This is a genomic window from Kitasatospora sp. A2-31, assembly GCF_022288725.1.
GTDB lineage: Bacteria > Actinomycetota > Actinomycetes > Streptomycetales > Streptomycetaceae > Kitasatospora.
This window is the reverse complement of record NZ_JAKNTA010000002.1, coordinates 1-24,897: the sequence shown is the minus strand read 5'-3', so window position 1 is coordinate 24,897 and position 24,897 is coordinate 1. Positions and strand designations below refer to the sequence as shown.

25 protein-coding genes are annotated in these 24,897 nt (G+C 74.5%); 18 read left to right on the top strand and 7 right to left on the bottom strand.

Going from position 1 to position 24,897, the window contains the following annotated elements; genetic code table 11:
- Positions 1–162: 162 nt before the first annotated feature.
- Both MCM47_RS05120 and MCM47_RS05115 read right to left on the bottom strand, forming a co-directional pair.
- Positions 163–1,962, bottom strand: a complete 1,800-nt coding sequence (locus MCM47_RS05120) for a glycosyltransferase family 2 protein (RefSeq protein WP_238741615.1) — start codon at positions 1,960–1,962, stop codon at positions 163–165.
- Between the two features lie 135 nt (positions 1,963–2,097).
- Positions 2,098–2,679 carry a GNAT family N-acetyltransferase gene (locus MCM47_RS05115; RefSeq protein ID WP_238741614.1) on the bottom strand — a complete coding sequence of 194 codons (582 nt, stop codon included), beginning with the start codon at positions 2,677–2,679 and terminating at the stop codon, positions 2,098–2,100.
- A gap of 322 nt (positions 2,680–3,001) precedes the next feature.
- On the opposite strand from MCM47_RS05115, the gene MCM47_RS05110 reads away from it, so the two are divergent.
- The 3 genes from MCM47_RS05110 to MCM47_RS05095 all read left to right on the top strand — a co-directional run bounded on the left by MCM47_RS05110 (position 3,002) and on the right by MCM47_RS05095 (position 4,229).
- Positions 3,002–3,346 carry a hypothetical protein gene (locus MCM47_RS05110; RefSeq protein WP_238741612.1) on the top strand — a complete coding sequence of 115 codons (345 nt, stop codon included), beginning with the start codon at positions 3,002–3,004 and terminating at the stop codon, positions 3,344–3,346.
- Positions 3,347–3,668: 322 nt separating this feature from the next.
- Positions 3,669–4,064, top strand: coding sequence for an SHOCT domain-containing protein (locus tag MCM47_RS05100; RefSeq protein ID WP_238741605.1), 396 nt, complete (start codon positions 3,669–3,671; stop codon positions 4,062–4,064).
- 18 nt (positions 4,065–4,082) lie between these two features.
- Positions 4,083–4,229, top strand: coding sequence for a hypothetical protein (locus MCM47_RS05095; RefSeq protein WP_238741603.1), 147 nt, complete (start codon positions 4,083–4,085; stop codon positions 4,227–4,229).
- Positions 4,230–4,398: 169 nt separating this feature from the next.
- Here the strand turns inward: MCM47_RS05095 and MCM47_RS05090 are convergent, their stop codons facing one another.
- Together MCM47_RS05090 and MCM47_RS05085 are read right to left on the bottom strand one after the other, a co-directional pair.
- Positions 4,399–4,599, bottom strand: a complete 201-nt coding sequence (locus tag MCM47_RS05090) for a hypothetical protein (protein WP_238741601.1) — start codon at positions 4,597–4,599, stop codon at positions 4,399–4,401.
- A gap of 148 nt (positions 4,600–4,747) precedes the next feature.
- Positions 4,748–6,064: a hypothetical protein gene (locus MCM47_RS05085; protein ID WP_238741595.1), complete on the bottom strand. Its 1,317-nt coding sequence runs from the start codon at positions 6,062–6,064 to the stop codon at positions 4,748–4,750.
- 604 nt (positions 6,065–6,668) lie between these two features.
- Between MCM47_RS05085 and MCM47_RS05080 the strand changes: the two genes are divergently transcribed.
- The 4 genes from MCM47_RS05080 (at position 6,669) to MCM47_RS05065 (ending at position 12,134) form a co-directional block, all read left to right on the top strand.
- Positions 6,669–7,121, top strand: a complete 453-nt coding sequence (locus tag MCM47_RS05080; protein ID WP_308222285.1) for a DUF6325 family protein — start codon at positions 6,669–6,671, stop codon at positions 7,119–7,121.
- Positions 7,122–7,228: 107 nt separating this feature from the next.
- The gene (locus MCM47_RS05075; RefSeq protein ID WP_238741593.1) at positions 7,229–7,513 is read left to right on the top strand and encodes an SHOCT domain-containing protein; all 285 of its coding nucleotides are present in this window, start codon (positions 7,229–7,231) and stop codon (positions 7,511–7,513) included.
- A gap of 100 nt (positions 7,514–7,613) precedes the next feature.
- Complete coding sequence (locus MCM47_RS05070) at positions 7,614–9,323, top strand: MFS transporter (protein WP_238741592.1); 1,710 nt, start codon at positions 7,614–7,616, stop codon at positions 9,321–9,323.
- A 486-nt stretch (positions 9,324–9,809) separates the two neighbouring features.
- Complete coding sequence (locus MCM47_RS05065; protein ID WP_238741590.1) at positions 9,810–12,134, top strand: collagenase; 2,325 nt, start codon at positions 9,810–9,812, stop codon at positions 12,132–12,134.
- A gap of 27 nt (positions 12,135–12,161) precedes the next feature.
- On the opposite strand, the gene MCM47_RS05060 is transcribed toward MCM47_RS05065, so the two are convergent.
- Complete coding sequence (locus MCM47_RS05060; protein WP_238741588.1) at positions 12,162–12,677, bottom strand: hypothetical protein; 516 nt, start codon at positions 12,675–12,677, stop codon at positions 12,162–12,164.
- Between the two features lie 440 nt (positions 12,678–13,117).
- Here MCM47_RS05060 and MCM47_RS05055 point away from each other — a divergent pair, with 440 nt between their 5' ends.
- From MCM47_RS05055 to MCM47_RS05020, 8 genes are all read left to right on the top strand, one after another.
- The gene (locus tag MCM47_RS05055) at positions 13,118–13,534 is read left to right on the top strand and encodes a VOC family protein (RefSeq protein WP_238741587.1); all 417 of its coding nucleotides are present in this window, start codon (positions 13,118–13,120) and stop codon (positions 13,532–13,534) included.
- A 218-nt stretch (positions 13,535–13,752) separates the two neighbouring features.
- Complete coding sequence (locus MCM47_RS05050; RefSeq protein ID WP_238741584.1) at positions 13,753–14,697, top strand: lysozyme; 945 nt, start codon at positions 13,753–13,755, stop codon at positions 14,695–14,697.
- A 377-nt stretch (positions 14,698–15,074) separates the two neighbouring features.
- Positions 15,075–16,007 (top strand): MarR family transcriptional regulator, encoded by a 933-nt coding sequence (locus MCM47_RS05045; RefSeq protein WP_238741578.1) that lies wholly within the window; start codon positions 15,075–15,077, stop codon positions 16,005–16,007.
- Between the two features lie 249 nt (positions 16,008–16,256).
- Positions 16,257–16,709, top strand: coding sequence for a roadblock/LC7 domain-containing protein (locus tag MCM47_RS05040; protein WP_308222284.1), 453 nt, complete (start codon positions 16,257–16,259; stop codon positions 16,707–16,709).
- A 101-nt stretch (positions 16,710–16,810) separates the two neighbouring features.
- Positions 16,811–17,215, top strand: a complete 405-nt coding sequence (locus MCM47_RS05035) for a hypothetical protein (RefSeq protein ID WP_374209090.1) — start codon at positions 16,811–16,813, stop codon at positions 17,213–17,215.
- Between the two features lie 83 nt (positions 17,216–17,298).
- The gene (locus MCM47_RS05030; RefSeq protein ID WP_238741574.1) at positions 17,299–18,129 is read left to right on the top strand and encodes an SAM-dependent methyltransferase; all 831 of its coding nucleotides are present in this window, start codon (positions 17,299–17,301) and stop codon (positions 18,127–18,129) included.
- A gap of 314 nt (positions 18,130–18,443) precedes the next feature.
- Complete coding sequence (locus MCM47_RS05025; protein WP_238741572.1) at positions 18,444–18,839, top strand: ribonuclease; 396 nt, start codon at positions 18,444–18,446, stop codon at positions 18,837–18,839.
- 193 nt (positions 18,840–19,032) lie between these two features.
- The gene (locus MCM47_RS05020) at positions 19,033–19,968 is read left to right on the top strand and encodes a class I SAM-dependent methyltransferase (RefSeq protein WP_238741570.1); all 936 of its coding nucleotides are present in this window, start codon (positions 19,033–19,035) and stop codon (positions 19,966–19,968) included.
- A gap of 45 nt (positions 19,969–20,013) precedes the next feature.
- Here the strand turns inward: MCM47_RS05020 and MCM47_RS05015 are convergent, their stop codons facing one another.
- Positions 20,014–20,643: a TetR/AcrR family transcriptional regulator gene (locus MCM47_RS05015; RefSeq protein ID WP_238741568.1), complete on the bottom strand. Its 630-nt coding sequence runs from the start codon at positions 20,641–20,643 to the stop codon at positions 20,014–20,016.
- A 211-nt stretch (positions 20,644–20,854) separates the two neighbouring features.
- Here MCM47_RS05015 and MCM47_RS05010 point away from each other — a divergent pair, with 211 nt between their 5' ends.
- The 3 genes from MCM47_RS05010 to MCM47_RS05000 all read left to right on the top strand — a co-directional run bounded on the left by MCM47_RS05010 (position 20,855) and on the right by MCM47_RS05000 (position 23,420).
- Positions 20,855–21,613 carry an SDR family oxidoreductase gene (locus MCM47_RS05010; protein ID WP_238741566.1) on the top strand — a complete coding sequence of 253 codons (759 nt, stop codon included), beginning with the start codon at positions 20,855–20,857 and terminating at the stop codon, positions 21,611–21,613.
- Between the two features lie 80 nt (positions 21,614–21,693).
- Positions 21,694–22,452 carry an SDR family oxidoreductase gene (locus MCM47_RS05005; RefSeq protein WP_238860020.1) on the top strand — a complete coding sequence of 253 codons (759 nt, stop codon included), beginning with the start codon at positions 21,694–21,696 and terminating at the stop codon, positions 22,450–22,452.
- Entirely contained in the window at positions 22,449–23,420 is a 972-nt protein-coding gene (locus tag MCM47_RS05000; protein WP_238741564.1) for an NADPH:quinone oxidoreductase family protein, read from the top strand. The genes MCM47_RS05005 and MCM47_RS05000 overlap by 4 nt, the downstream gene beginning before the upstream one ends.
- 174 nt (positions 23,421–23,594) lie before the next feature.
- Here the strand turns inward: MCM47_RS05000 and MCM47_RS04995 are convergent.
- On the bottom strand, positions 23,595–24,897 hold a 1,303-nt coding region (locus MCM47_RS04995), incomplete at its 5' end, for an esterase (RefSeq protein WP_308222283.1).

Genomic DNA, 24,897 nt, shown 5'->3' with positions numbered 1-24,897 from the left:
TGGGTCGGGGCCGCCGGGCCGATGGGGCGGCCAGGCGGCGGGTCCGCGCCGGTGGGGCGACGCAAGGAAGAGGAGGAAGAGCAGGAAGCAGGGAGGGGGCCGGCCGAGCGACACCTCGGCCGACGACGGAGCTCGGCTGATCGGCAGTGATGTACCGAGTCGTCAGAAGATGAGCGGGTCCGCCCAGCCCGAGGCCAGCAGGCCGCAGAGCAGCAGCACGGCGGTCACGGCGACCGCCTCGGCCCGGCCGAAGCCGAGGTCCGAGCCGCGCCTGGCGGGCGGGGCCACCTCGGCGACGGCGGCACCGTTGCCGCCGCGCAGCAGGGGCCACAGGGCCTGGAGGAGCGGGACCACCGTGTAGGCGGTGAGCCCGAGGAGTGCGGCGAGCGCCCAGTAGGGCTGCCAGCCGTGGAGGGCCACGGCCCGCACCAGGCCGGCGGCGCCCGCCACGACGACCAGGCCGAGCCAGCCGACCCCGATCCGGGCGACCGTACGGGCGAGTGAACCGCCGCCCGACACGGCGCCGGTGGGCACCCAGTCGGCGCTGCGCCGGCGCAGTGCGTGCGCGATGGCGACCACGTGGCAGAGCCCGCCGAGGAGTTGGACCCGGGTGACCTCGAAACGCCAGCGGGTGCGGGACATCGCGGGCAGCAGGACCAGCGCGACCCAGATCGGCGGCAGGAACGGCAGCACCTGCCAGGGCTCGATCTCGTCGGGCCGGAAGAACAGCATGATCAGCGCCGGCAGCGGCACGGCGAAGACGTTCACCGCGCTGGTGAGATAGCCGAGGATGCCGTTCCAGAAGCAGAGCCGGGCCGAGCGGGGGAGCGGCCCGCGCCGGAAGCCGGGATCACCGACCAGGGCGAGCGAGCCGAGGCACCAGCGGTACTGCTGGCTGATGAAGGCGGGCAGGCCGGTGGGCGACATGCCCTTGGCGACCAGCGCCGGCACGTAGCGGGTGGTCCAGCCGGCGCGGGCGAGCGAGAGGCCGGTGTAGAGGTCCTCACTGTGGTCGATCTCGGCGAAGCCGCCGACCCGTTCGAGTGCCGCGCGCCGGTAGAGCGCATTGGTGCCGCAGCAGACGGTGCCGTCCTGGGCGTCCCGGGAGGGCTGGATCCAGCGGTAGAAGATCTCCTGGGTGGCTCCGGCGGCCCGTTCCAGCCACGACATGCCGGGGTCGGTGTCGAAGCACTGGGGGCTCTGCACGATGCCGACCTCGGGGTTGTCGAGGTAGGGCACCAGGTGGTGCAGGAAGTCCGGGCGCGGGCAGAAGTCGGCGTCGAGGACGGCGATCACGTCGCCGCCGCCCTCGGCCAGGCCGTGGTTGAGGTTGCCGGCCTTCTTGAACCGGCCGCGGTCCGGCCGGGCGCGGTACTGGAAGCCGTGGGCCTCGGCGAGTTCACGGACCTCGGGGCGGGCCGCGTCGTCGAGCACCAGGACGGTCAGCTCGCCGGGCCAGCGGACGGCGGCGGTGTGCCGGTAGGCGTTGGCCAGGACGTCCAGCGGTTCACCGGCGGTGGGCAGCAGCAGGTCGACGGAGGGGCACCGGGCCTGCCGCCAGGCGCGCAGCAGCAGGTCGTGCGAGTCCCGGGTGAACCGGCGGGCGCGCTGGCCGTCGGCCAGGGAGAGCAGCCAGGTGACGGCGTTGAGCACGGTCAGCGCCAGGAAGGGCCAGAGCAGCGGCCGGCTGAGCGCGAAGAGGCCGAGCGTCGCGGTGGCGCCGGCGTAGGAGAGGGTGGCGCAGAGCAGCACCCAGCGGCGCTGCGGGCCGAAGTACCAGTAGAGCTCCTCGTCGTCGGGCGGCGCGGGCAGTCGGGTCGCCGCGGGCAGTCGGCGCGGACCGGGAGGTCCGGGCGGAGCGGGTGGAGCAGGCGGAGCGGGTGGTTGCGGGTCACCGTCCGCGACGTGGTGGCGCGGACCGGTCTCGGAAGCGGGCATGGCGGTGCCACGGGCTACGGGCATGCGGAAATGGCCCCCCTGGGCTCGGACGGAACGTGGCCGTTCGTCCGCCACCCTCTCACATTGGCCTAGACCAATAGTGAACGAGGTATGACATCTCCGCATCGCCCCGGTCGGCTGCTCGACGTCAGGTCAGGCCTACTGCCGGGTAAGCTCCTTCACGAGCTTCTCGAACCTCAGGTCCGGCCGGCGCGGGATCCCGAAGCGCTCGTCCCCGTACGGGAACGGGGAGTAGACGCCGGTGCGGCGGAAGCCACGGCGCTCGTACCAGGCGATCAGGTCGGCGCGCTGCTCGATCACCGTCATCTCCAGCTCGACGGCGCCCCACTCCTCCTCCGCGAACCGCTCCGCCTCGGCCAGTACGGCCCGGCCCAGCCCGCCGCCCTGGTGGCCCGGGCTGACGGAGAACATGCCGAAGTAGGCGTGCCGCCCCCGGCGCTCCAGCTGGCAGCAGGCGATCAGCTCGCCGTCCGGCTCGGCGACCAGGACGACGCCCTCGGGGTTGGTGACCGCAGCGGTGACGCCCTCGGCGTCGGTGCGCTGGCCGTCCAGCAGGTCCGCCTCGGTGGTCCAGCCGGTCCGGCTGGCGTCGCCGCGGTAAGCGGACTCGACCAGCGCCACGAGGGCGGGCACGTCGGCCACGGTCGCGGGGCGGAAGGCGAGGTCGACCGTCCTTGCGGCGGACTGGGGCCGGTCGGTCTCTCGGGTGGTCTCGGGCACGGGGTCCTCGTCTCTCCGGCGGGCCGGACGAACGCTTGCCGATCCGGTACCGGATCGGTACCGATCACTGGAATCGTGCCACAGCGCCGGTCGGAAGCGGTCGGCCCGCGCGGCGGCCACCGGTCCCGCCCGCACCGGGTCGCACCCGCCTCCGTCCACCCCCTCCCCGCCCCACCCGCCGCCGCGCCCGTCCGCTCCTCCGGCGCCCCGGCGCCCGGGCCGCGGCCCGTCCGCCGCCCCTCGGCCGCCTTCCCGCCCGCCCACCGCGGATCTCTTCCGACACCTCCTGCGCGAGGCGCCGGGGCGGACATACGATCAACGGGTGTCGCCACAAACCGCATCCTCGTTGACGCTCTGGTCCAGGGACTCCGTCCTCGCCATCGCCTCCGCCGGCTCGGTGCTGTCGATCGGCTCGGTCGGCTCCGTGCTCTCGGTGGGCTCGGTCGGGTCCGTCCTGTCGATCGGCTCGGCCGGCTCGGCGATGTCCGTCCTGTCCGCCGGCTCCTGGCTGAGCCTGGGCTCGCTGCTCTCGGCGAACTCGCGCTGGTCGGTGCTGTCCTGGCGCTCCCGCGGCGGGCTGCTGGCCGCCGGAGTGGTGGCCACCGCCGTCACGGGCGCCGCCCTCTCCGGCCGCTCCCGCCCCCGCGCCCTGCGCGCCGTCCGGTAGGCCGCACGTCCCGCCGGTCGAGCACGGGTCTCCGAGGTCGATGCCGGGACCGGCGATCCGCGCGCCGCCCGGCAGCGCCGCGCCCGGCCGCCCCGGCCCGTCCCGGCTCACCGGCGGTCGGCGGCGATCCCGCTCAGCGCAGCGGTGCGCCCCCCGCCGGACGGACCCGCACCACCCGGGCACCCGCCGGAATCACCCGCCGGGGGTGGTGCGGGAACGACCGCCGGCGCCGACCGTGGGACGGGGGGAACCAGGCGCAACCGCCGGTCGGCCCGGCGGCCGCCGGGTACACGCGTCGGGCCGAGGACAGGAGATTCCGGTCATGGACGACTACCCGCTGCTCAACATCTTCCTCACGACCATGTGGTTCTTCATCTGGGTCCTGTGGATCATGCTGCTCTTCCGGGTCTTCGCGGACCTCTTCCGTGACGACTCGGTGAGCGGCTGGGGCAAGGCAGGCTGGTCGATCTTCCTGATCCTGCTGCCGTTCCTGGGCGTCTTCGTCTACCTGATCGCCCGCGGCAAGGGGATGGGAATGCGCGAGACGGCCCGGGTCCAGCAGGCCGAGAGCGAGTTCCGCGGCTACGTCCAGGAGGCCGCCGGGGAGGCGAAGAAGCCGAGCACCGCGCAGGAGCTGGCCCACCTCGCCGAGCTGCGGCGCAGCGGCGACATCTCGGAGGAGGAGTACCAGCGGGCGAAGGCCCTCGTCCTGTCCTGACGGACACCGGAGGTTCCGATGGCAACCGCGCAGCGCCACCACGCGCTGATCGCCTACGGGGGACGCCCCGGCACCGACCCGGCCGCCCCGGCGGCACCCGCGGCCGCCCCGGTCGCGGGCGCTCCGCCGGGTCCCGAGGCTCCGGACCGCGGAGCCGCCGGCTGACCGGCGCCGACCGATCCCGCCCGTACCGGCCGACGACCGGGCCGGGTGGCCCCGCCCGGGGTCACCCGGCCCGTCACTGTCCCCGGGCGGTCCCGTCACCGTCCCCGGGCGGTCCCGCCGACGTCCCCGGGCGGTCCCGCCGACGTCTCCGGGCGGTCCGCCGACCCGGTCAGTCGGAGCGCTGCCGCAGCTCGACGACCCGCAGCCCCAGCGCCTGGAAACGGGCGAGCAGGCCGTACAGGTGCGCCTCGTCGACGATCCGGCCGACCAGGACGGTCTGGCCCGCCACGACGAAGCTCTCCAACTCGGGGAAGCCGCCGTGCAACAGGTCGTCGGTCACCGCACCCGCAATCCTGATCTCGTACCGCATCCACGCCTCCCGGGACCGCGCCGGCCCTCGGAGGGATCCGGCCGGCCCCGTCACCATGCTCACGGACGCGGGCCCCACGGGCATCACCCCGCCCAGGTGAGCACCGGCGCGCGGCCGGGGCGCACCCGGGCGGTCGGGACGCCGGGCCTCAGGCGCCGGCCGCCCCGCCGTGGCCGGCCGCGGCCGGCGGACCGGGCTCGGTAGCCTTCGCACGCGGCACGAGAGGGCCACCGGCGGGGTACGCGGGGGCGAAGAACTCGCGGATCGCGAAGAGCGCCAGCACCACCACCGCGAACCAGAACACCACCATGCCGGTCGGGTGGTCCCAGAAGGCGAAGATCACGGCGGCGCCGAGCAGCACCACGATGCCGATCCACCGCTTCCAGCGCCGCACGAACGCGTCCACCGGGCCGGCGTGGAAGCCCGCCGAGTCGGCGGCGTGCCGGACCGCGGCGACCCCGTGACCGCAGACCGCGCGGATCGTCACGGCGACGCGCGAGGGGCCGATCATGAGGGCACCGATGGCCACGACCAGGGCCAGCACGCCCACCACCCGCACGGTCGTGCGCAGGTACGTCACCAGCGCGTCGTAGACGGCGCCGGCGGCGGCCGGCGAGGCGTTCGACGGCAGGTGGTCGAGGAAGTACGACCGGAACACCGTCAGTGCGAGGCCCATCAACAGCATGGCCAGCGCGATGCCCACCGCGGCTCCCACCAGGGCGCGGCGCCGGTTGAAGGCGGTGAACACGCCCGCCGCGGCGACCAGCACCGCGATCACCGGCAGCCAGTTGCCCAGCACCTCCAGGAGCCGGAAGCCGCCCTTGATCTTGGCGATGTCGGGCGAGGAGAAGACCACGAAGTCGGTGTGCACCGCCGGGATCTTCGCGGCGGGTGCGAACCCGGCGTTGACCAGCTCCGTCTTCACCTTGTCCACCATCGGCCCGATGTCGATGGTCACCTCGTCGTTCTTCAGCTGGACGGCCCCGCCGCCCTCGCCGGTCAGCGCCTTCACCATCGAGGCGTGGCCGAGCCTCAGGGCCTGTTCCCAGACCGTGGCGAAGGCCTCGCTGGTGACCACCCTCTCGGCGGCACTGTGGATGACGTTGGTGAGTGCCCCCTCCAGGGGGCCGCTCAGCCCGCCGATGAGGTCGGCGAGCCGCGGCGGCACGCCCTGCTCGGCGGCCGCCTGCGAGAGGTCGTTGACCAGGGCCTTGACGTCGATCTGTTCGGCCGCGGCATTGGTGAGCCGGTTCGCCAGCGCGTTCTGGACGTCGGGGTTGTGGGCCAGCGGCGCCAGCGAGGAGACGAACCGGTCCGTGTCGGTCACCTCGTTGTGGGCCCAGACCGCGATGACCGCCAGCAGGGAGAGGATCGAGGCGACGATCACCAGGACGGTCGAGCCGAAGGTCCGCATCCGGTGGTGGGCGGGCGGGCGCTTCGCGGCCTCCGCCTCCAGTTGCGCCACGCGGTCGTGCAGCGCCTTCAGCTCCGCGGTCTCCGTCGGCCCGGGCTCGGGGCCGCCCGGTGCCGGGGCACCGGGCGGAGGACCGGCGGGCGGGGGGGCGGCCGGCGGGGGGGCAGCCGGCGGGGGTCCAGCCGGCGGGGGTCCACCCGCGGCAGCGCCCCCGACCGCGGGACCACCCGCCGCGGCGCCCCCGGGAACCGAGCCTCCGGACGGTTCGGCCGCCCCCGGCGCGGAACCACCCGAAGCGGGACCACCGGACTCCGCCCCGCCCGACGGCGGACCGCCGTGCTCGGTACCACCGGACCGGGGACTGTCGGGTTCGGACGACGACATGTATCTCTCCTCCAGCGGCCCGGCAGGTCGGCGCCCGTGACGGGCCCTCCCGACCAGCCAAGTGCCGCCCCGCGCGCACGGCCAGCAGAGCTACCCCACCGGGGTGACCCCGGTCCCCCGAACGACCGCTGCCGGCGGCCGCCGCACCGCCCGGGTCACCCCCAGCAGGTGATCCGCACTCCCCCGGCGGCGGGTTAGCGTCGCAGGAGCGCACCGGATCGCCCGCCGGGCCCTGCGGTGCGCCGATCGGACCCCACCGTCAGGAGCCGTCGTGAGCAACCAATCCAGCGAACTCGACGAAGTCGGCCCCATCGACTACGTGGTCGTGGAGTTCCCGGGCAGCCGGATGACCGGCGAGGGGATGCCCGTCCTCGTCGACCTGGTCGATCGCGGCATCATCCGCATCCTCGACCTGACCTTCATCACGAAGGCCGAGGACGGCACGGTCAGCGGCATCGAGCTGGCCGACGTCACCGGGGACGGTGAACTCGACCTCACCTTCTTCGAGGGCGTCTCGTCCGGCCTGATCGGGGAGGACGACGTCGCGGAGGCCGGTGCCCTGTTGGCCCCCGGTGACTCCGCCGCCGTCCTCCTCTACGAGAACCTCTGGGCCGCGCCGCTCGTGAAGGCGCTGCGCCACGCCGGCGCCCGCATGATCGCGAGCGGTCGGATCCCCGTCGAGGACGTCGTCGCGGCGCTCAACGCGCTGGAGGCCTCGGTCTGACCGCGCTCCGCCGACCGGGCCCGGCCCGACGCGCCCCTCGCGGGCCGTGCCGCCCGCCGTCCGCCCGGTCGGCGCCCACCCTTCCCCCCAACCCCAGGCAGGAAGCCATGCCCGGACTCATCCGCGGAGTCGCCCGTACGGCCGTCGTCGCCGGTACGGCCACCGCCGTGTCGAACCGCGTCTCGCGCCGCCAGGCCGGCCGCTGGGCGCAGCAGGAGGCCGCCCAGGCCCCCGCCCCGCAACCGGTCGCGGCGGCGCCCGCCGCACCGCCGGCCGGCGTCACCATGGAGGACAAGCTCGACCAGCTGAAGGACCTCGCCACCCTCAAGGAGCAGGGCGTCCTGACCGAGGAGGAGTTCGCCGCCCAGAAGGCGCGGATCCTCGGCAGCTGAGGACGGCGTCCGACGCCCGGCCGGCATCCGCCGGCAACCCGCTGACGTCCATGCCCGGCCCGCCTTCCCACCGGGCCGGGCCCGACGATCTGGAGGCGCTATGGGCCGGTGGAAGCCGCTGGTCGTGCTCGGGACCGCCCAGTTCCTGATGGTGCTGGACGCTTCGGTGATGAACGTCTCGATCAGCCAGCTGGTCGAGGACTTCGACACCGAGGTGACCGCCATCCAGGCCGTCATCACCCTCTACACGCTGGTGATGGCGGCCTTCATGCTCACCGGCGGCAAGCTCGGCGACATGTTCGGCCGCCGCCGGGTCTTCGTCGTCGGCCTGATGATCTACGCGGTCGGCTCCGGGCTCACGGCGGTCGCGCCCACGCTCTGGGTCCTCGCCCTCGGGTGGTCGGTGATCGAGGGCCTCGGGGCGGCCCTCGTCCTGCCCGCCCTGGCGGCGCTGGTGGCCGGCTCCTACGCCGGCCGGGACCGGGCGGTGGCGTACGGGGTGGTGGGCGGCCTGGCGGGCGCCGGGATCGCCGTCGGCCCGCTCCTCGGCGGCTGGGTGACCACCTACCTGACCTGGCGGCTGGTGTTCGCCGGGGAGGTCGTGCTGGTCGTCGCGATCCTGCTGCTGATGCGGTGGATCCCGCCCCAGCGGCCCCCCGAGCACCGGACCCGGCTCGACACCGCGGGCGTCGTCCTGTCCGCCGCCGGCCTCGCGCTGATGGTCCTCGCCGTGCTGCAGAGCGGCACTTGGGGCTGGGTGAAGCCGCGCAATCCGCCCTTCACCGTCCTCGGCTTCTCCCCGACCCTGTTCGTCGTGGCGCTCGGGGCCGCGCTGCTGTACGCGTTCTGCCGCCAGGAGCGCCGGCGCGAGGCCCGGGGCCTGGAACCCCTGGTCTCGCTGGACCTCTTCGGCAACGCCACCCTCCGCTCGGGACTGGCGACGCTGTTCAACCAGAACACCATCCTGCTCGGGCTGTTCTTCGTCATCCCGCTCTACCTCCAGGTGGTGCAGGGGCTCGACGCCTTCGAGACCGGACTGAAGCTGGTGCCGGTCTCCGTGACGATGCTCCTCGCCTCGATGAGCGGCACGCTGCTGCTGCGGATCGCCTCGCCGCGGACGATCGTCCGGACGGGCCTGCTCGTCCTGCTCGCCGCCACGCTCTGGCTGATCACCGCCATCGAACCCGAGCTGCGCGGCGCCTCGTTCGCCGGCGCGATGGCCCTGCTCGGCCTCGGCCTCGGGATGCTCGCCTCCCAGCTGGGCAACACCGTGCAGTCCAGCGTCGCGGCGGAGGACCGCAGCGAGGCGGGCGGGCTGCAGTACACCGCGCAGAACCTCGGCTCCTCGCTCGGGACGGCCCTGATCGGCGCGATCCTGATCGGCGCGCTGGCCGGCGCGTTCGGCAGCAGGATCGAGGACGATCCACGCATCTCGGACGCCGTCGCCGGGCAGGCCGCCGTCCGGCTGGAGGCGGGCGTGGCGTTCGTACCCGCCGACGACGTGGCCGCGGCCCTCGCCGAGCACCCCGGGGTGCCGCCGGACGAAGCGGCCGCGATCGTGGACAACTACCGGCAGGCGCAGCTCGACGGCCTCAAGACGGCCGTGCTCGCCTGTGCGGGGATCACCGCGGCGAGCTTCCTGTTCACCCGTCACCTCCCCGGCCGAAGGCCGACCGCGGCCGGGCACGCCGCGGAGGAACCCACCGCCGAGGAACCCACGCCCGAGGAACCCACGCCCGGGGAACCCACGCCCGAGGGACCCGTCACCGAGGGGCCCGTCACCGAGGGGCCCGTCACCGACGCACCGTGACCGGCCCGGCGAGCCGGACGCGCCGGGTGAACGAACCGCCGGCTCCACCGAGGCACCACCGGCGACTTGGCACCTCATCAGCCCGCCTCACGACCGGGCCCGCCTCGGCATGTCCGGCTGGACGCCCACGGGTCGGCACCGGACGCCGTTCAGCCACACCGGCTACACAAGGTGACATTGCTGCGAACCCTTGCGCACTGCAATTTCACATTACTATGTTACGTACCACCGGCCGGCGACCTGCCCCTCCCACCAGGCGCCGCCGCCCCTCCAACTCCCGTACGGGAACACCCCTGCCCTGATTCCAGGATGTCCCCGTACGGGGCCCGGACCGGCCGGTCCTTCCACCCGGCCGGCCGCTCCGGCACGCACCACCCCCGCGTGCCGGGGCGGCCCGCGCGCACCCCCACCTCCACTCCCCTGGGCCCGCGCCGCGGCCAATGCACGACACCAGAATCCCAACACCCCACTTACAGAGGAGAATTGGTGTCCACCAAGCTACGCCTGCGGAGCACCCTGCTCTCGGCCGCCGTGGCCGTCACGCTCGCGGCCCCGCTGATCCAGAGCGCCCGACCGGCCGTCGCGGCCGATGCCCCCACTCCCGCGGCAGCGGCCCCGACCAGGTCGGGCGGCACCGGCGTTCCGGCCCCGGCGGGCTGGGACGGCGCCGAGCGTCTCGGGCCAAACACCGACCCCCGGCCCGGCGCACCCGGCGGTTCGCCCGCCGGCGAGCCGGCCGCCGCACCGGTCGCACCGGCGGGGCTCGCCGCCGCCCACGACGCCTCGTGCAGCCGCGAGGCCTTCACCGCGCTCGGCCCGTCCGAGGTCGCGGACTTCCTCGCCGACCCGGCCCACACCTACGACGACTGCCTGCTGCCCCTGCTGGGAAGCTGGGACGCCCGTTTCACCGGACTCATCACGCCGGCGTACGTCCAGGCCGTCGCCGCCAAGGTGAGCGCACTGGCACCGTCCTTCGACAACGCCAACAACCACAACCAGCGCGGACTCTGGTACTTCCTGCACGTCGCGATCCTCTTCGACTACGACCACGACGAGATCGACGTCAAGGACGCCGGGACCGTCGCCGCGATCGAGCGCGCCATCCACGACTACACCGCCAATCCGCGGGTCTTCGAGGTCACCACGGCCAACGGCTGGGCCCTGGGGGAGCTGCTGCACACCAGTACCGCGCCCACTCTGCGGACCAACCGCCTCGGGCTGATCAAGCGGGTCCTTCCGTACTTCGCCGCGGGCAGCGGCGCCATCGGCGACGAGGGCTGGAACTGGGCCGTCTACGGCGCCCTCCGGATCAACTACCAGGGCATCGAGAACGTCGCCGAGGACCCGCGGGGCACGTTCCGGGCCGCCGTCGCCGCCGACGCGGACTACCGCGAGGCCTTCCGCTCCTACGCCGGCTACACCCACCTCAAGGGCACGAAGAGCGACTGGACCGTCGCCGACGCCATGCTGGAGTACACCCGGATCGGCGCCCTCCCCGGCCTGACCGACGAGGTCGCCGGCCGGTTGCCGTGGGTGTTCCGGAACGTCACCGACACCTACGGCCGGCTGAGCTACCAGTGGGGCGCCCTCGCCGCGGGGGCCGCCGCCATCAAGGCATGCGCCCCGTACCGGGCGTGCCCCTCGGACGTCGACCCGGAGATCTTCCCCCACACCTACAGCTACGACAACGGCGCCCTGGTCGTCCGCACCGCGCTCGACCGCGCCACCGCCGACCAGCTCTACTACGCCACCAAGCAGGTCAAGGCCCAGTTCTTCCGCACCATCGGAACCGACCAGCCGCTGGCCGGCGACGAGCACCCCGTGCTCACCGTCCAGCTCTACGACACCAAGACCCACTACAGGAACCTCCAGCGGCTGCTCGCCGGCATCGCCGACGTCAACAACGGCGGCATGTTCCTGGAGGACCGCTCCACCTTCTACACCTACCAGCGGGTGGTCGGCGTGGAGTCGTACCTGAGCCTGGAGGAGCTGTTCCGCCACGAGTACACCCACTACCTGAACGCCCGCTGGGCCATCCCCGAGTCCGGCTACACCACCCGCTGGCCGGGGGACGCCACCTTCGCCATGAACGAGGGCACTGCCGAGTACTTCGCCGGCGCCACCCGCGACGACGGCGTCAGGCTCCGCAAGAACATGGTGGACGGCATCGCGGCCGACCTCCGCCAGGGCAACCCGCGCCTGACGGTCGACCAGGTCCTGCACGCCACCTGGAGCAGCCTCGGCTTCCGCGCCTACCCGTACGCGGCGGCCTTCTTCAACCTGCTCGGCGAGAAGCACCCCGACCGGCTGGCCGAGATGTACCGGCTGCTGCGCGCCGACGACAGGGCCGGTTACGACGCCTGGCGCGACCGCCTCGGCCGGGACGCCGTACTCCAGGCCGAGTACACGGCGTTCGTCGACGCCGCACTCCCCCGGGCCGCGGAACTCTTCGTGCCCGACACCGACTACACGGCCAACAGCCGGCTGAACTACGCCTGGGCCTCGGAGGTGCAGTCCGCCTTCGCCGCCGCCACCCAGAACACCCCGGTCTGCAAGGACAACGCCGACTGGGACAACAAGATGCGCTTCAGCTGCAACGGGCGCATCACCGCCAACCTCACCGACGCGGCCGACACCGGCCGGATCCGCCAGGACATGGCCTCGACGGTCGACTACTACCTGCTGGCGCGCGGCGGCGACGCCGCCAACAACCTCGCCGACATGAACTGCTGGTTCGGCAAGGTCGACGTCTGGCCGGACGGCCGGGCCGGCACCGCCGACTACACCTGCGAAGGCCCCCTGCGCCGGTGACCCCCGGGGGCCGGGCCGGGCCGCCGTTCAGGGCCCCGCCCGCTCCCGGCGGGTGCGGTCGGACTCCGCACGAACCAAGAGGTAGAGCTCGCGCAACCGGTCGGCCGGCGCACCGAGGCCGTTGATCCGGAGCCGGGCCTGCTCGGTGCGCGCGTCCGGGTGGGACGTGAAGGCCAGGTCGGCGGAGTGCCGCAGCATCCACTCGTGGTAGAGCACCAGCCGGAGCGCGTGCTCCCGCAGCCCGGCGACGTCGCCGTCGGCGGGCAGGTCCCGGAGCCTGGTCGCGAGCCGGGACCAGCGCACGGCCTGCAGGCCGGTGGCCCGGGCCAGCGTGCCGGGCACCGGGCCCGGCTCGCCGCAGCCGGCCACCACCAGGTCCGTCGGCGCCTGCTCGGCGACCGCCTCGGCCAGGACGTCCGCCAGGCGGGTCAGCTGGGCCGTCCGGTCGGGACGCGGCGGCGGGCGGCGGCGCCCGGGCCAGTGCACGGCGCGGGCGAGGCGCGGCAGCAGGGCGCTGCGGCGGAGAACGGGGGCGGTCGGCATGGGCACCTCCCGGTCGGCGACCGGACAGGGGTGCTCGGGCCGCGGGGCCGCCCCGCACGCGCGGTCTCGGCGGCGGCCTCCCTTCCGGCACGCCCTGGCACTGGCTCTCCATTGTCCGCCCACGGGCCGACGGGCGCCCCGGCACCGCCGGGGCGCCCGCCTTCCCGCGGCCGCGGCGCGGGACGTAGGCCGATCCGACGTCCCGCGCCGGGGCCTCGGACGGCGCGCGGGCCGGCGGGTGAGCCACGCTCCGTGCGGCGGCCGTAGCCGAGGGTAGTCGCGGACCGACCGGCCGCGCCCGACCGGGGCCGACCGCCCGCGCACGCCTCCGGCAGGCGACGAGCGGGTCCGCCGCGCCGGTCAGGAGCCGTCGCGGGGGCCGCCGGCTCGCCATCGCCTACCCTGCCAGAACGGACATACCGTCAGGAAAGGGATAAGCGATGGCGTCCATCCTCAACCCCTACATCGGCTTCAACGGCAACGCCCGCGAGGCCATGGAGTTCTACCGCGAAGTCTTCGGCGGCGAACTCACCGTCAACACCTACGGCGACTTCGGCCAGGCCGAGGCCGGCGGCGGAGCCGATCGGATCATGCACAGCATGCTCACCACCACCGCCAGCTTCACCCTCATGGGCGCCGACAGTCCGCAGGCCGACCAGGACGCCTCCGGCGGCCGCATCTCGGTGAGCGTGAGCGGCGAGGACGAGGGCGAGCTGCGCGGCTACTGGGAGAAGCTCTCCGCCGGCGGCACCGTCATGGTGCCGATGGAGAAGCAGATGTGGGGCGACATCTTCGGCATGTGCACCGACCGCTACGGCATCACCTGGTTGGTCGACATCATCCAGCCGCGCTCCTGAGCCGACCGCCGCGGCAACGCCCCGGAATCCGACCGTCCACCGGTCCGGTCCGGACGCCGGGGCGTCAGGCGAACACATGTGACGACCGGTCAGTATGTGACCCGCGATACCTGGCGGCCTGGCGGGGACATGGCTACTCTGCTCCCGGCCGGGCCCGCACCGGCGCACCGGCCGTACCGCTGTCCACGGGTCGTCAGAACCGGACCAGAGGAGTGTTCATGCCCAGCACTTCCCGCTCCGCCAGCCCCACCGGTACCACCGAAACCCCGAAAGCCCGCAGGCTCCCCGTCCTCGCCGCGCTCGCCGCGGCGGTCGCCCTGGCCGCCGGCACCACCGCTCCGGCCTACGCGGCCGACCCCGCGCCCGCCGAGACCTCCGCCACCACCGAAGCGCCCTCGACCACCGAAGCGCCCTCGACCACCGAGCAGGCGGACCGGCACCTGCCGCCGATCCACCCCGAACGCGACTTCGCCGGCTCCACCGTCGCCGCCCACGAGGGCAGAGGCAGCACCGCCGGGATCGCCGCCCTCGCCGTCACCCAGACCCCCGGGCTGGACGTCGCCAGCTACCAGGGGAACGTCAACTGGTCCTCGGTGGCCTCCGCGGGCGCCCGCTTCGCCTACGTCAAGGCCACCGAGGGGACCACCTACCGGAACCCCTACTTCGCCCAGCAGTACAACGGCTCCTACAACGCCGGGCTGATCCGCGGGGCCTACCACTTCGCCCTCCCGGACCGTTCCTCCGGCTCCGCCCAGGCCAACTGGTTCGTCGACCACGGCGGCGGCTGGTCCCGCGACGGCAGGACGCTGCCGCCCGCCCTCGACATCGAGTACAACCCCTACGGCGCCACCTGCTACGGCCTCAGCCAGAGCGGCATGGTCGGCTGGATCCGCTCGTTCAGCGACACCGTCCGCTCCCGCACCGGCCGCTACCCCACCATCTACACGACCACCAACTGGTGGGCCACCTGCACCGGCAACTACGGCGGCTTCGGGTCCACCAATCCGCTCTGGATCGCCCGCTACTCCTCCGCCGTCGGCACGCTCCCCAACGGCTGGAGCTACCAGACCTTCTGGCAGTACGCGGACTCCGGCACCTTCCCCGGCGACCAGAACCTCTTCAACGGCGCCTACGACCGCCTCCAGGCTCTCGCCAACGGCTGATCCCGACCGAGCACACCAAGGCCCGGGGCGAGGAGAATCGTTTCCTCACCCCGGGCCGCGGTGCCACCCGACCGCCGGATGGGGCCCCCGAGTGCCGCACCGGCCCCGTCACGACCGCGCCCCGCTCCCGCACCGGCCCGGCCCGGCCCGGCACCGACCGCGTACCGGCCCGGCACCGACCGCGTACCGGCCCCGCACCGACCGCGAGCCGGACAGATCACCGCGAATTCCGACACCACCGGTCATCATCCGATTGTCATATGCCCGGATATTCGAGTCTTGCGGTCGATTCCGGTCTCCCCGATTGCGGATTCGACCCTGCGGCTAGAGTCCGAATCCGAAGTCGAAAGCACTCAAGACGGGCGATTGCGGGGAACATGCCAGAAGTCGAATGGTCGGCGGAACACCGCGACTCCCTGGTGTCCGTCACCTCCGAGATCCGGCGGAGGGCCCGGACCGGCGAGCTCTCCGGCTCCCTGCAGGTCGCCGGCGACCCCGGCGGCCAGTTCCACTTCCGGACGGGCGCCGTCGTCGAGGTCTCCTCACCCGGCGCCCCGGGCGTGGAGACCCTGCTGCTGCACTCCGGCCGGGTGAGCGAGTCCGACTGGTCCACCGCCCTGCGGGCCGGCGAGGCGGGCGACCGGGCCGGGGCCGAGCTGGTCGCCCGCGGGCTGGTCGGTCCGGCCGAGCTCCAACTGGTCTGCCTGATGGCGGCGCTGGACGCGGCGCTGGCCATCGGCATGGGTCGGATCGACGGGTTCTCCTTCGATCCGGGCGCCCCCTTCCAGCACCTCGCTGCGCCGGAGGGCATCGACGCGGACTGGCTGCTCCAGGAGGCCGAACGCCGGATCGGGGTGCTCGCCTCGCTCGCCGCGCCCCACGCGCCCTTCCACAGCCGCCCCCTGCGGACGGTGACGGGCACCGCCCTCCTCGACGGGCCGGCGAACCCGGACGGCTCGCCGGTGAACGGCGACCGGCGCGAGATCCTGGTCCGCGTCAACGGGCGCCGCAGCGCCCGCGACATCGCCTTCCTCCTCGGGCGGAGCCTGTACGCGGTGACCGTCGAGATGGCGCGCATGCACGGCGAGGGCCTGGTCCGGTCGGCCGGAGCGCCCGGGGCCCCCGGAACGCTCCGCCCGATCGGAACGGCGGACGAGCTCGGCCGCCCCTTCGGTTCGCCGGGCACCGGGGCGCCACCGCTGGCGGCCGGTCCGCGCCCCGACCGGCCGGCGCTTCCACTGCGGCAGCGCGGGGCCAGCCGGATCACCGAACTGTTCCCGCTGCGGCCGATCTCCGACCGGCTCCCCTGAAAGGCCCCGCCGAAGCGCGGAGAGCCCTTCGAACCCGGAGGAAGGATCCCGGCGGACTCCGCACCGAACCCTCGAGAAGTTCCGGCGGAGCCTGCTGCGGAAACACCGTGCAATCCCTCGCACGCCCCGCCGGAAGCTCGCCGCCCTCTCGCGAACCCCTCCTTCGCGAGACCCCCTCCCGAGAATCCCCCTCGCGAGAACCCCCCTCGCGAGAACCCCCGTGAACGAACGAACAGATACAGGAGCACCATGCCGATCAAGGGCGACGACCTGGCTGCCGAGATGCGGCTCCTCCGGGACCGGGTGGTCGGGGTCACCGACGTGGTCGTGGCGTCCGCCGACGGACTGCTGATCACGGCCGAGACCGACGACGCCGCCGACCCCGAGGTGCTCGCCGCGCTCACCGCCGCCGCGGTCGGCATCGCCCGCCGGGCCGGCAGTGCGACCGGAAGGGGGCCGCTGCGCCACACGACGGCCAGATTCAGCGACGGCTACCTCTTCGCCCAGGCCATCGGCGAACTGGGGCTGATCGCCGTGCTCGGCGACGCGGGGATGGACATGAAGCGCCTGCACCTGGAGACCCAGGGCGCCGCGGAACGCATCGGCTCCGTCCTCGCCCCCGATGCGGCCGCGCAGCCGACGGACCCGCGGCGCGCGGCCGGCTCGGCCGACCCCCGAAAGCCGGTCGGACCGACCGATTGACCGGCGCACCCCTGCAACCACCCGCCCCGAACCCGCAAGTGAACGACGACACCAGGAGACGAAGCACCCCCATGAACCTGCCGGAGACCCAGCCCCCCACCATGTCCGAACGGGTGGCCCGCATCGTGAAGAGCCTGCGCGCGGAGTCCCCCGACTGCGTGGCGGCCGGCATCATCGACATGTCGACCGGCATGCTGCTGGCGGTGGAGACCGTCGACACCCACCCGCCGGAGGTCCTGGACATGCTGGCCGCCGCCACGCTCGACCTCTTCCAGGGCCGCAACGTGGTGATGATCGAGGGCATCTTCAAGGAGCGCCGCGGCGTGGTGAGCGACCGGCACTACTTCCAGGAGATCCTGGTCAACAGCGACAACCTGACGCACCTGTTCCTGCGGATGGAGAGCGCGGACGAGGTCGTCGCCGTGGTGGTCTGCCGCAAGACCGTGAACGTCGGCATGCTCTTCGCCCAGGCCAGGAGGGTGCTTCGCGACCACGGTCCACTCTGAGCCGCCGGAGCTTCCACCGGGACCGCTATCATGCGTGAACGTTCGACCGGCCGTCACCGAGCCGCCCCCTGGCGGACATGTACATGACAGCCTATCAGTTCACCGGAGGGGACCGGATGTTCGACGACAGAGGCAACAGCGATGTGACGGACCTGCAGACCGACCGTCCGCATCCGGCCCGGATATACGACTACTGGCTCGGCGGGAAGGACAACTTCCCGCCGGACCGGGCCGCGGCCGAGCACGCCATCTCCATCGCCCCCGACATCCCGCAGGGCGCCCGCGAGAACCGCGCCTTCCTCCGCCGGGCCGTCCGCCTCTGCGCCGAAGCGGGCATCCGCCAGTTCATCGACATCGGCTCGGGACTGCCCGCCCGGGGCAACGTGCACGAGGTCGCGCAGGAGGTCGCTCCGGACTCGCGGGTGGTCTACATCGACAACGACCCGATCGTGCTCACCCACGGCCGGGCGCTGCTCGCGGACAACCGGACCACCACCGTCCTCACCGGCGACCTGCGCGACCTCGACGAGCTGCTGGACCGCCCGGAGCTCCGCAACCTGATCGACCTCTCGCAGCCGGTCGCCGTGCTCCTGCTCGCCGTCCTCCACTTCGTCGGCGACGAGCACGCCGACGCCGCCGTCCGGGCCATCCACAAGCGGGTCGCCCCGGGCAGCTACCTGCTGGTCTCGCACAGCAGCTCCGAGGGCGACCCCGAGCGGGCCGCCGAGGTCGCGAAGACCTGGGACAACACCGCCTCGAAGATCCACGACCGCGGCCGCGCCGACGTCGTGCGGTACTTCGACGGCTGGGAGCTGCTGGAGCCGGGGGTCGACTTCGTCCCGCTCTGGCGCCCGGACGGCCCGACCGAGGGCTCCACCCGCTGGATGTACGCGGGCGTCGGCCGCAAGGCCTGACCGCGGGCCGGTCGCCCCGCCCCCCCGGCGGGGCACCGCGCTCCCGTCGCGCCGCCCCAGCCGCGGCCGGCCGCCAGGCGACGCGCCGGCGGCGGGCCGCGGCGCGTGCCGGCAGGGCGCCGCTCCGCGCCCTGCCGCGACGGCTCGGCGGCGGCTCCGACCGGCGCCGGTGCACGCGGATCCTGGCGGATTCCGTGGGGATCGGATACGCCGCGCATCGCCCCGGGGCCGCTTCAGTTACGCGGACATGAAGTGTTTCCGCACCGCTCCGAGAAGGGTTCCGCGCGGACCTGACAGGACTTCAGACTGCTGTCATGCGAATTGCTCTACGCGCGTTGAAGACCCGTGCCGCCTCCGTCGTCGCCGTCGGCCTGATCGCCCTGGCACCGACCGCCGTGTTCGCGACCGAGGCCCACGCCACCGTCAGCGGCAGCGTGTGCCTGACCGACCTGCCGGACGAGGCCGGGGACACCCTGGACCTGATCGACGCCGGCGGCCCCTTCCCGTACTCGCAGGACGGCGTGGTCTTCCAGAACCGGGAGGGCGTGCTGCCCGCCAAGTCCTCCGGCTACTACCACGAGTACACCGTCATCACCCCGGGCAGCCCGACCCGCGGTGCGCGGCGGATCGTCACCGGCCGCGTCTACCACGAGGACTACTACACCTCGAACCACTACTCCACCTTCTACAAGGTGAACTGGAGCTGCTGACCGCGGCCCGGCACACCCGCCCCCACACCCCCACGTCCAGCCGCCGCCCCGCCCCGACATCCCGGGGCGGGGCGGCCCCGCGTCCGCACCCGGCCGGACCCGGCCCGCACGGCGCTCCGCCGCCCCGGGGCGGCGTCCGACCACCACCCGAGCGGACGCGTCGGACCGGCGACGTCCGGAGTCCGTCGCTAGCTTGGGCGGGACGGCGGCGCGACGGTACGCGTCGCGCGGCGACGACGGCAGCAGCGTCGGCGCGGAGCAGCGGAAGGCCGGGCGGGTGCGGATGGTCAGTGGCGAGCTCGATCTCACCGGGCTGCGGCGCGTCTACGGGCGCCCCGGCAGCCGGCTCTTCTATACGGCGGTCTGCCGCAACGCCCGGCACTGGGGCTGGACGGAGCCCGGCCAGTCGAAGTGGCGGTGCTGGCGGGCGCAGCGCCAGCTGGAGGGCGTCCTGGGGCGGAAGCTGGCCCTGCCGGCCGGTTCGCGGGTGCTGGACGCCGGCTGCGGTGCGGGCGTGGTGGCCCGGGAGATGGCGAAGCGGTTCGGCCTGCGGATCACCGGGGTCGACGTGCTGGACTTCCACGTCCGGGAGGCCCGCCGGCTGAGCGTGCGGGCCGCGCTGGAGGACCGGACCACCTTCTCCTGGGGCGACTACCACGACCTGGAGTTCGCCGACGGCTCGTTCGACGGCGCGTACTCGATGGAGACGCTGGTCCACTCGTACGACCCGGCGCGCGCGCTGGCGGAGCTCCACCGGGTGCTGCGGCCGGGCGGCCGGCTGGTGCTCCTGGGCCCGATCGGGGCGCCGCGGGAGGAGCTGGGCCCCGAGGGCCGCGCGGTGCTGGACCCGTACCTGGACGCGATGGTCTTCCCGGGGGCGAAGCAGTACGACACCCGCAGTCTGAACGACCTGCTGGCCGGGGCGGGCTTCCGGGTCGAGGAGGCGCTCGACGCCACCGAGCGGTACCGCCCGACCTCGGACGCGCTCTACGCCTACTTCCGGGTGCCGTACGCGCTGCTGCGGCTGTTCGGCCCGGCGGAGCGGTGGCTCAACATGCGGTCGGTGGTGGAGATGTACAAGGTCCGGGACTACGTCTCCTGGTACGTGCACACCGCGGTCAAACCGTAGGGCCCCGGCCGCCCGGACCGGCGGCCGCGCCGGAGCCTCGGAGCCTCAGAGGCGGGCGCCGAGCATCCGCAGGACCAGCTCGCCGTAGCGGCGGCCGAGCTCCTCCGGGGTCTCGCTGCTGCGGTCCGTGTACCAGCGCGAGACGTCGATGCCGAGCGAGGTGACGGCCCGGGCGGCGGTGCGGACCTCGGGGACGACGAAGAGGCCGGCGCCGACGCCCTCCTCGATGAGCGCGGTGACCTCGCGCTCGATGTCCAGGCGCAGCGCGGCGACCACCGCGTAGGCGTCCTCGGGCAGGGCGTGCAGTTCGTAGTTGACCACCCGTCCGACGGTGCGGCCGCGGGCGTGCCAGACGGTGAACTCCTCGACCAGGCGGCGCATCCGGGCGGCCGCGTCACCGTCGCCGGCGGCCGCGGCCCGGACCAGGGCGAGGGTGGCCGCGTGGCCGGTCCGGCTGATCTCGGCGAGCAGGGCGGCCTTGGAGGGGTAGTGGATGTAGAGCGCCGCGGGGCTCATGCCGGCCCCGGTGGCGATGTCCCGGGTGGTGGTCGCGTGGAAGCCGCGCTCGGCGAAGGACTCCACGGCGGCCTGGAGCAGCCGGTACGCCGCCTCGGGGCGGGCGTCGGCGCCGCCGGGCTGGGTGGGCCAGAGGTCGGCGATGGGCGTGCTGGTCATGGCGCCATCCTCCCAGAAGGGTCGTGCGGGGTCTCGGGCGGCGGGGGCGGGCGGGCTGTTGACAGGGTCCCGCACCGACAGCATGCTAAGCAAGCGCTTAGTCACGAGTACTGAGGCAGAACGTGAGATCCGCCGGCCGGGCCCTCCGGCCGGCTCCCCGGCCAGCCCCCGGCCAGCCCTCCTCCGGCCGGACCGCGCGAAAGGACCCTCCGTGGTGCACTCCTTCAAGGGCCAAGTGGCCGTCGTCACCGGCTCCAGCCGGGGCATCGGCCTCGGGATCGCGCGGGAGCTGGTGGCCCGCGGCGCCCGGGTCTGCCTGACCGCCCGCAACGCCGAACCGCTCGCCGAGGCCGTCCGCGACCTGGGCGGCCCCGAGGTCGCCATCGGCGTCGCCGGCAAGGCCGACGACCCGGCCCACCAGGACGACGCGATCGCCCGCACGATGGAGGCCTTCGGCCGGCTCGACCACCTGGTCAACAACACCGGTATCAACCCGGTCTACGGCCCCGTGCTGGACACCGACGAGGCGGCCGCCGCCAAGATCCTCGCCGTCAACGTGCTCGCCCCGCTGGCCTGGACCCGCCGGGCGCACGCCGCCTGGATGGGCGAGCACGGTGGATCGGTGGTCAACGTGGCCTCCATCGCGGGCATCCGGGCCTCGCTCGGGATCGGTCTGTACGGGGTGTCGAAGGCCGCCCTGATCCGGCTCACCACCGAGCTGGCCGCCGAGCTCGGCGGCCAGGGCATCCGGGTCAACGCCGTGGCGCCCGCCGTGGTGAAGACGAGGTTCGCCGAGGCGCTCTACGAGGGTCGTGAGGAGCAGGTGGCCGCCGCCTACCCGCTGGGCCGGCTCGGGGTTCCGGAGGACGTCGCGGGCGCGGTGGCCTTCCTGCTCTCCTCGGACGCCGCCTGGATCACCGGTCAGACCCTGGTGGTGGACGGCGGCGTGACCCTGGGCGGCGGGCTGTGAGCGCCGCCGCGGAGCCCACCGGGCCCTCCGGGACCGGCGGCGGCAGCGCCGGGGCCGGCGGGGACTTCGCCGGGCAGGGCGTGGTGGTGACCGGCGCCGGCCGGGGCATCGGGGCCGCACTGGCCCGCGCCTTCGCCGCGGCCGGTGCCCGCGTGGTGGTCAACGACCTGGACGCCGCGGCCGCCGGTGCGGTGGCCGCCGAGTGCGGCGGCACGGCCGCCCCCGGCGACGCCGCCTCCGCCGAGGGCGTGGCCGACCTGGTCGACCGGGCCCGGACCGCGCTCGGCGAGATCGATGTCTGGTGCGCCAACGCCGGGGTCGCGCCGGTCGGCGGGGCCGGCGCGTCGGCCGGCGCCTGGGCGACGGCCTGGGAGGTCAACGTGCTCGCGCACGTCCGCGCCGCCGACCTGCTGCTCCCCCGCTGGCTGGAGCGCGGTGCCGGCCGGTTCGTCTCCACCGTGTCGGCGGCCGGGCTGCTCACCATGCTCGGCTCGGCGCCGTACGCGGTTTCCAAGCACGGTGCGCTCGCCTTCGCCGAGTGGCTGGCCGCGACCTACCGCCACCGCGGCGTCCGGGTGCACGCCCTCTGCCCGCAGGGCGTGCGGACGGACATGCTCACCGCGGCCGGCGCGGTCGGCGAGGCGCTGCTGGCCCCGACCGCGCTGGAGCCGGCGGACGTCGCCGCGGCCCTGCTCGCCGCGCTGCGCGAGGACCGCTTCCTCGTCCTGCCGCATGCGGAGGTGGCCGAGTACTACGCCGTCCGGGCCACCGACCCGGACCGCTGGCTGGCGGGCGTCAACCGGCTCCAGCAGGGTCTGGAACGGAGCGCGGCGCTGTGAGGGCCTGGCAGGTGCACGAGTGGGGCGAGCCGCGCGCGGTGCTGCGGCTGGCCGAGGACGTTCCGGAGCCGGTGGCCGCGCCGGGGCAGCTGCTGGTCCGGGTGCGGGCCGCCGCCGTGAACTTCCCCGACGCGCTGATGGTGCGGGGGCAGTACCAGGTGCGCCCGCCGCTGCCGTTCACCCCCGGGGTCGAGCTGTGCGGCGAGGTGGTGGACGGCCCCCGGGCGGGCGAGCGGGTGATCGGCAACCCGGTGCTGCCCGCCGGTGCCTTCGCCGAGTACGCGCTGCTGGACGCCGCGGCCGCGTTCCCGGCGCCCGGGGCCCTCGACGACGCCGAGGCGGCCGCGCTGCACATCGGCCACCAGACGGCCTGGTTCGCGCTGCACCGGCGGGCCGCGCTGCGGCCGGGCGAGACGCTGCTGGTGCACGCGGCGGCCGGCGGGGTCGGCAGCGCGGCGGTCCAGCTCGGCCGCGCGGCCGGCGCGCGGGTGATCGCCGTGGTCGGCGGCCCCGCCAAGGCCGCGGTCGCCAAGGAGCTCGGCGCCGACCTGGTGGTGGACCGGAGCGCCGGGGACTTCGTCGCCGCGGTCAAGGAGGCGACCGGCGGGCGGGGCGCCGACGTGGTCTTCGACCCGGTCGGCGGCGCCGCGTTCACCGGCTCCACCAAGTGCGTCGCGTTCGAGGGCCGCATCGTGGTCGTCGGGTTCGCGAGCGGGGGGATCCCGGCGCCGCCGCTCAACCACGCCCTGGTGAAGAACTACAGCCTGCTGGGGCTGCACTGGGGCCTGTACGGGACCCACGACCCGCAGGCGGTCCGGGCCGCGCACGAACAGCTCACCGAGCTGGCCGCGGCCGGCGTGGTCCGCCCGCTGGTGACCGCCCGCCTCCCGCTGACCGGGGCGGCGGACGCCGTCCAGCAGGTCGCGGACGGTCTCACCACCGGCCGGGTGGTGGTCCTGGGCAGCTGAGCCCGGCTCAGCTGCCCACCGGCCGGCGGCGGGTGCCACGCGCTGGTGGCGCCCGCCGCCGTCCCGGCCGTGCCGCCGTCCTCGCAGGCTGGTCAGCCGCCCCGGCCATGCCGTCGTCGTGGCCGCGCCGCCGTCCCCGCGGGCTCACCGGCCCGCGGGGACGGCGGGCCGGGACTAGCGCGCGAACTCCATCTCCGGGAAGCGCGGCGAGGGCCCGTCCAGGAGGTGGTCGTCGCGGCCGCGCAGCCAGCGGTCGAAGAACGACGCGACGTACGCGCGGGTCGCCGCCACGGCGCGCTCCGGCCGGACGTCCCCGACGTCGGAGCGCAGCGCCTCCCCCGACACGGCGCCCTGCCGGGCGACCTGCGGCAGCAGCGACTGCGCGTCGGTGTACGAGCCGTGCCGGGAGCCGGTGAGCGTGACGTCCGCCTTCCACCCGTTGCTGTGCTGCCAGAGCGCATCCCAGCCGGGCTGGTGGTGGTAGTCACCGGAGTCCTCGCTCCCGGTGCCCATCAGCAGGAACGGTCGGTCCAGGCCGTCCTCGGCGACGCTGGCCGGATGGACGCCGGTGCCGTCCGGTCCCGGGAAGTGCAGTTGGCCGTCCATGTCGATCCCGGCCGCGATCCGCGGGTCGTCGTGCATGGTCTGCACGGCGGTGAACCCGCCGGCCGAATGGCCGACCATGCCGATCCGGCCCAGGTCGAGCGAGGCCCCGAGGCCGGCCGGCAGCCGCCCGTCGGTGCGCAGCGCGGCCAGCTCGTCCAGGACGAAGCGGGTGTCGTCGACCCGGGTCCGCATGACCTTGCGCAGCAGGGCGCCGACGTCCAGGCCCGGGCCGGCCATGCCGGGGAGGACGGAGTCGGCGCGGGTGCCGTCCGGGAAGACCACCTCGGACGCGTCGTAGGTGTGGTCCACGGTGACCACCACGTAGCCGCGGGAGGCGAGGTCCTCGACCAGGCCGGTGCCCCAGGTGCGCGGGTCGCCGAGGCCGGCCGAGTAGAGCACCACCGGGCGGGGGCCGCGGCCGGGCAGCGCGGGCGCGTCCTGGCGGGCGTGGGTGCGGATCCCCTGCCAGGCCGTCCGGCCGGGCTCGGTGCGGTAGTTGAAGACGGCGGCGCCGTCCGCGCTGCCGAAGTGCTCGGCCGCGCGCGGGTCCATGTAGGGGGCGCGGTCGTCGCCGCTGGCGGGGCGCGCGGTCGGGTACCAGAGGCTGATCATCAGCTCGCGGGCCCGGTCCGGCTTCCACGGGTCCTGCCGCCCGGTGTCGGTGAGGTGCAGCGTGGTGGTGCCGACCGGGTGGGGCCCGGTGGGCTCGGGCAGCCAGGCGCGGGCCTGCCGCTGCGTCCAGGCCGGGGCCGGGGCCGTCGCCGTCGCCGGTACGGCGGCCGTGCCCAGCAGCGCCGTCGCCGCCAGCACCGCGGCGATCCCGGTCCGCGCCGCCCGGCTGCGGCGCCGGGCCGCGGACCGACCGGGTGCC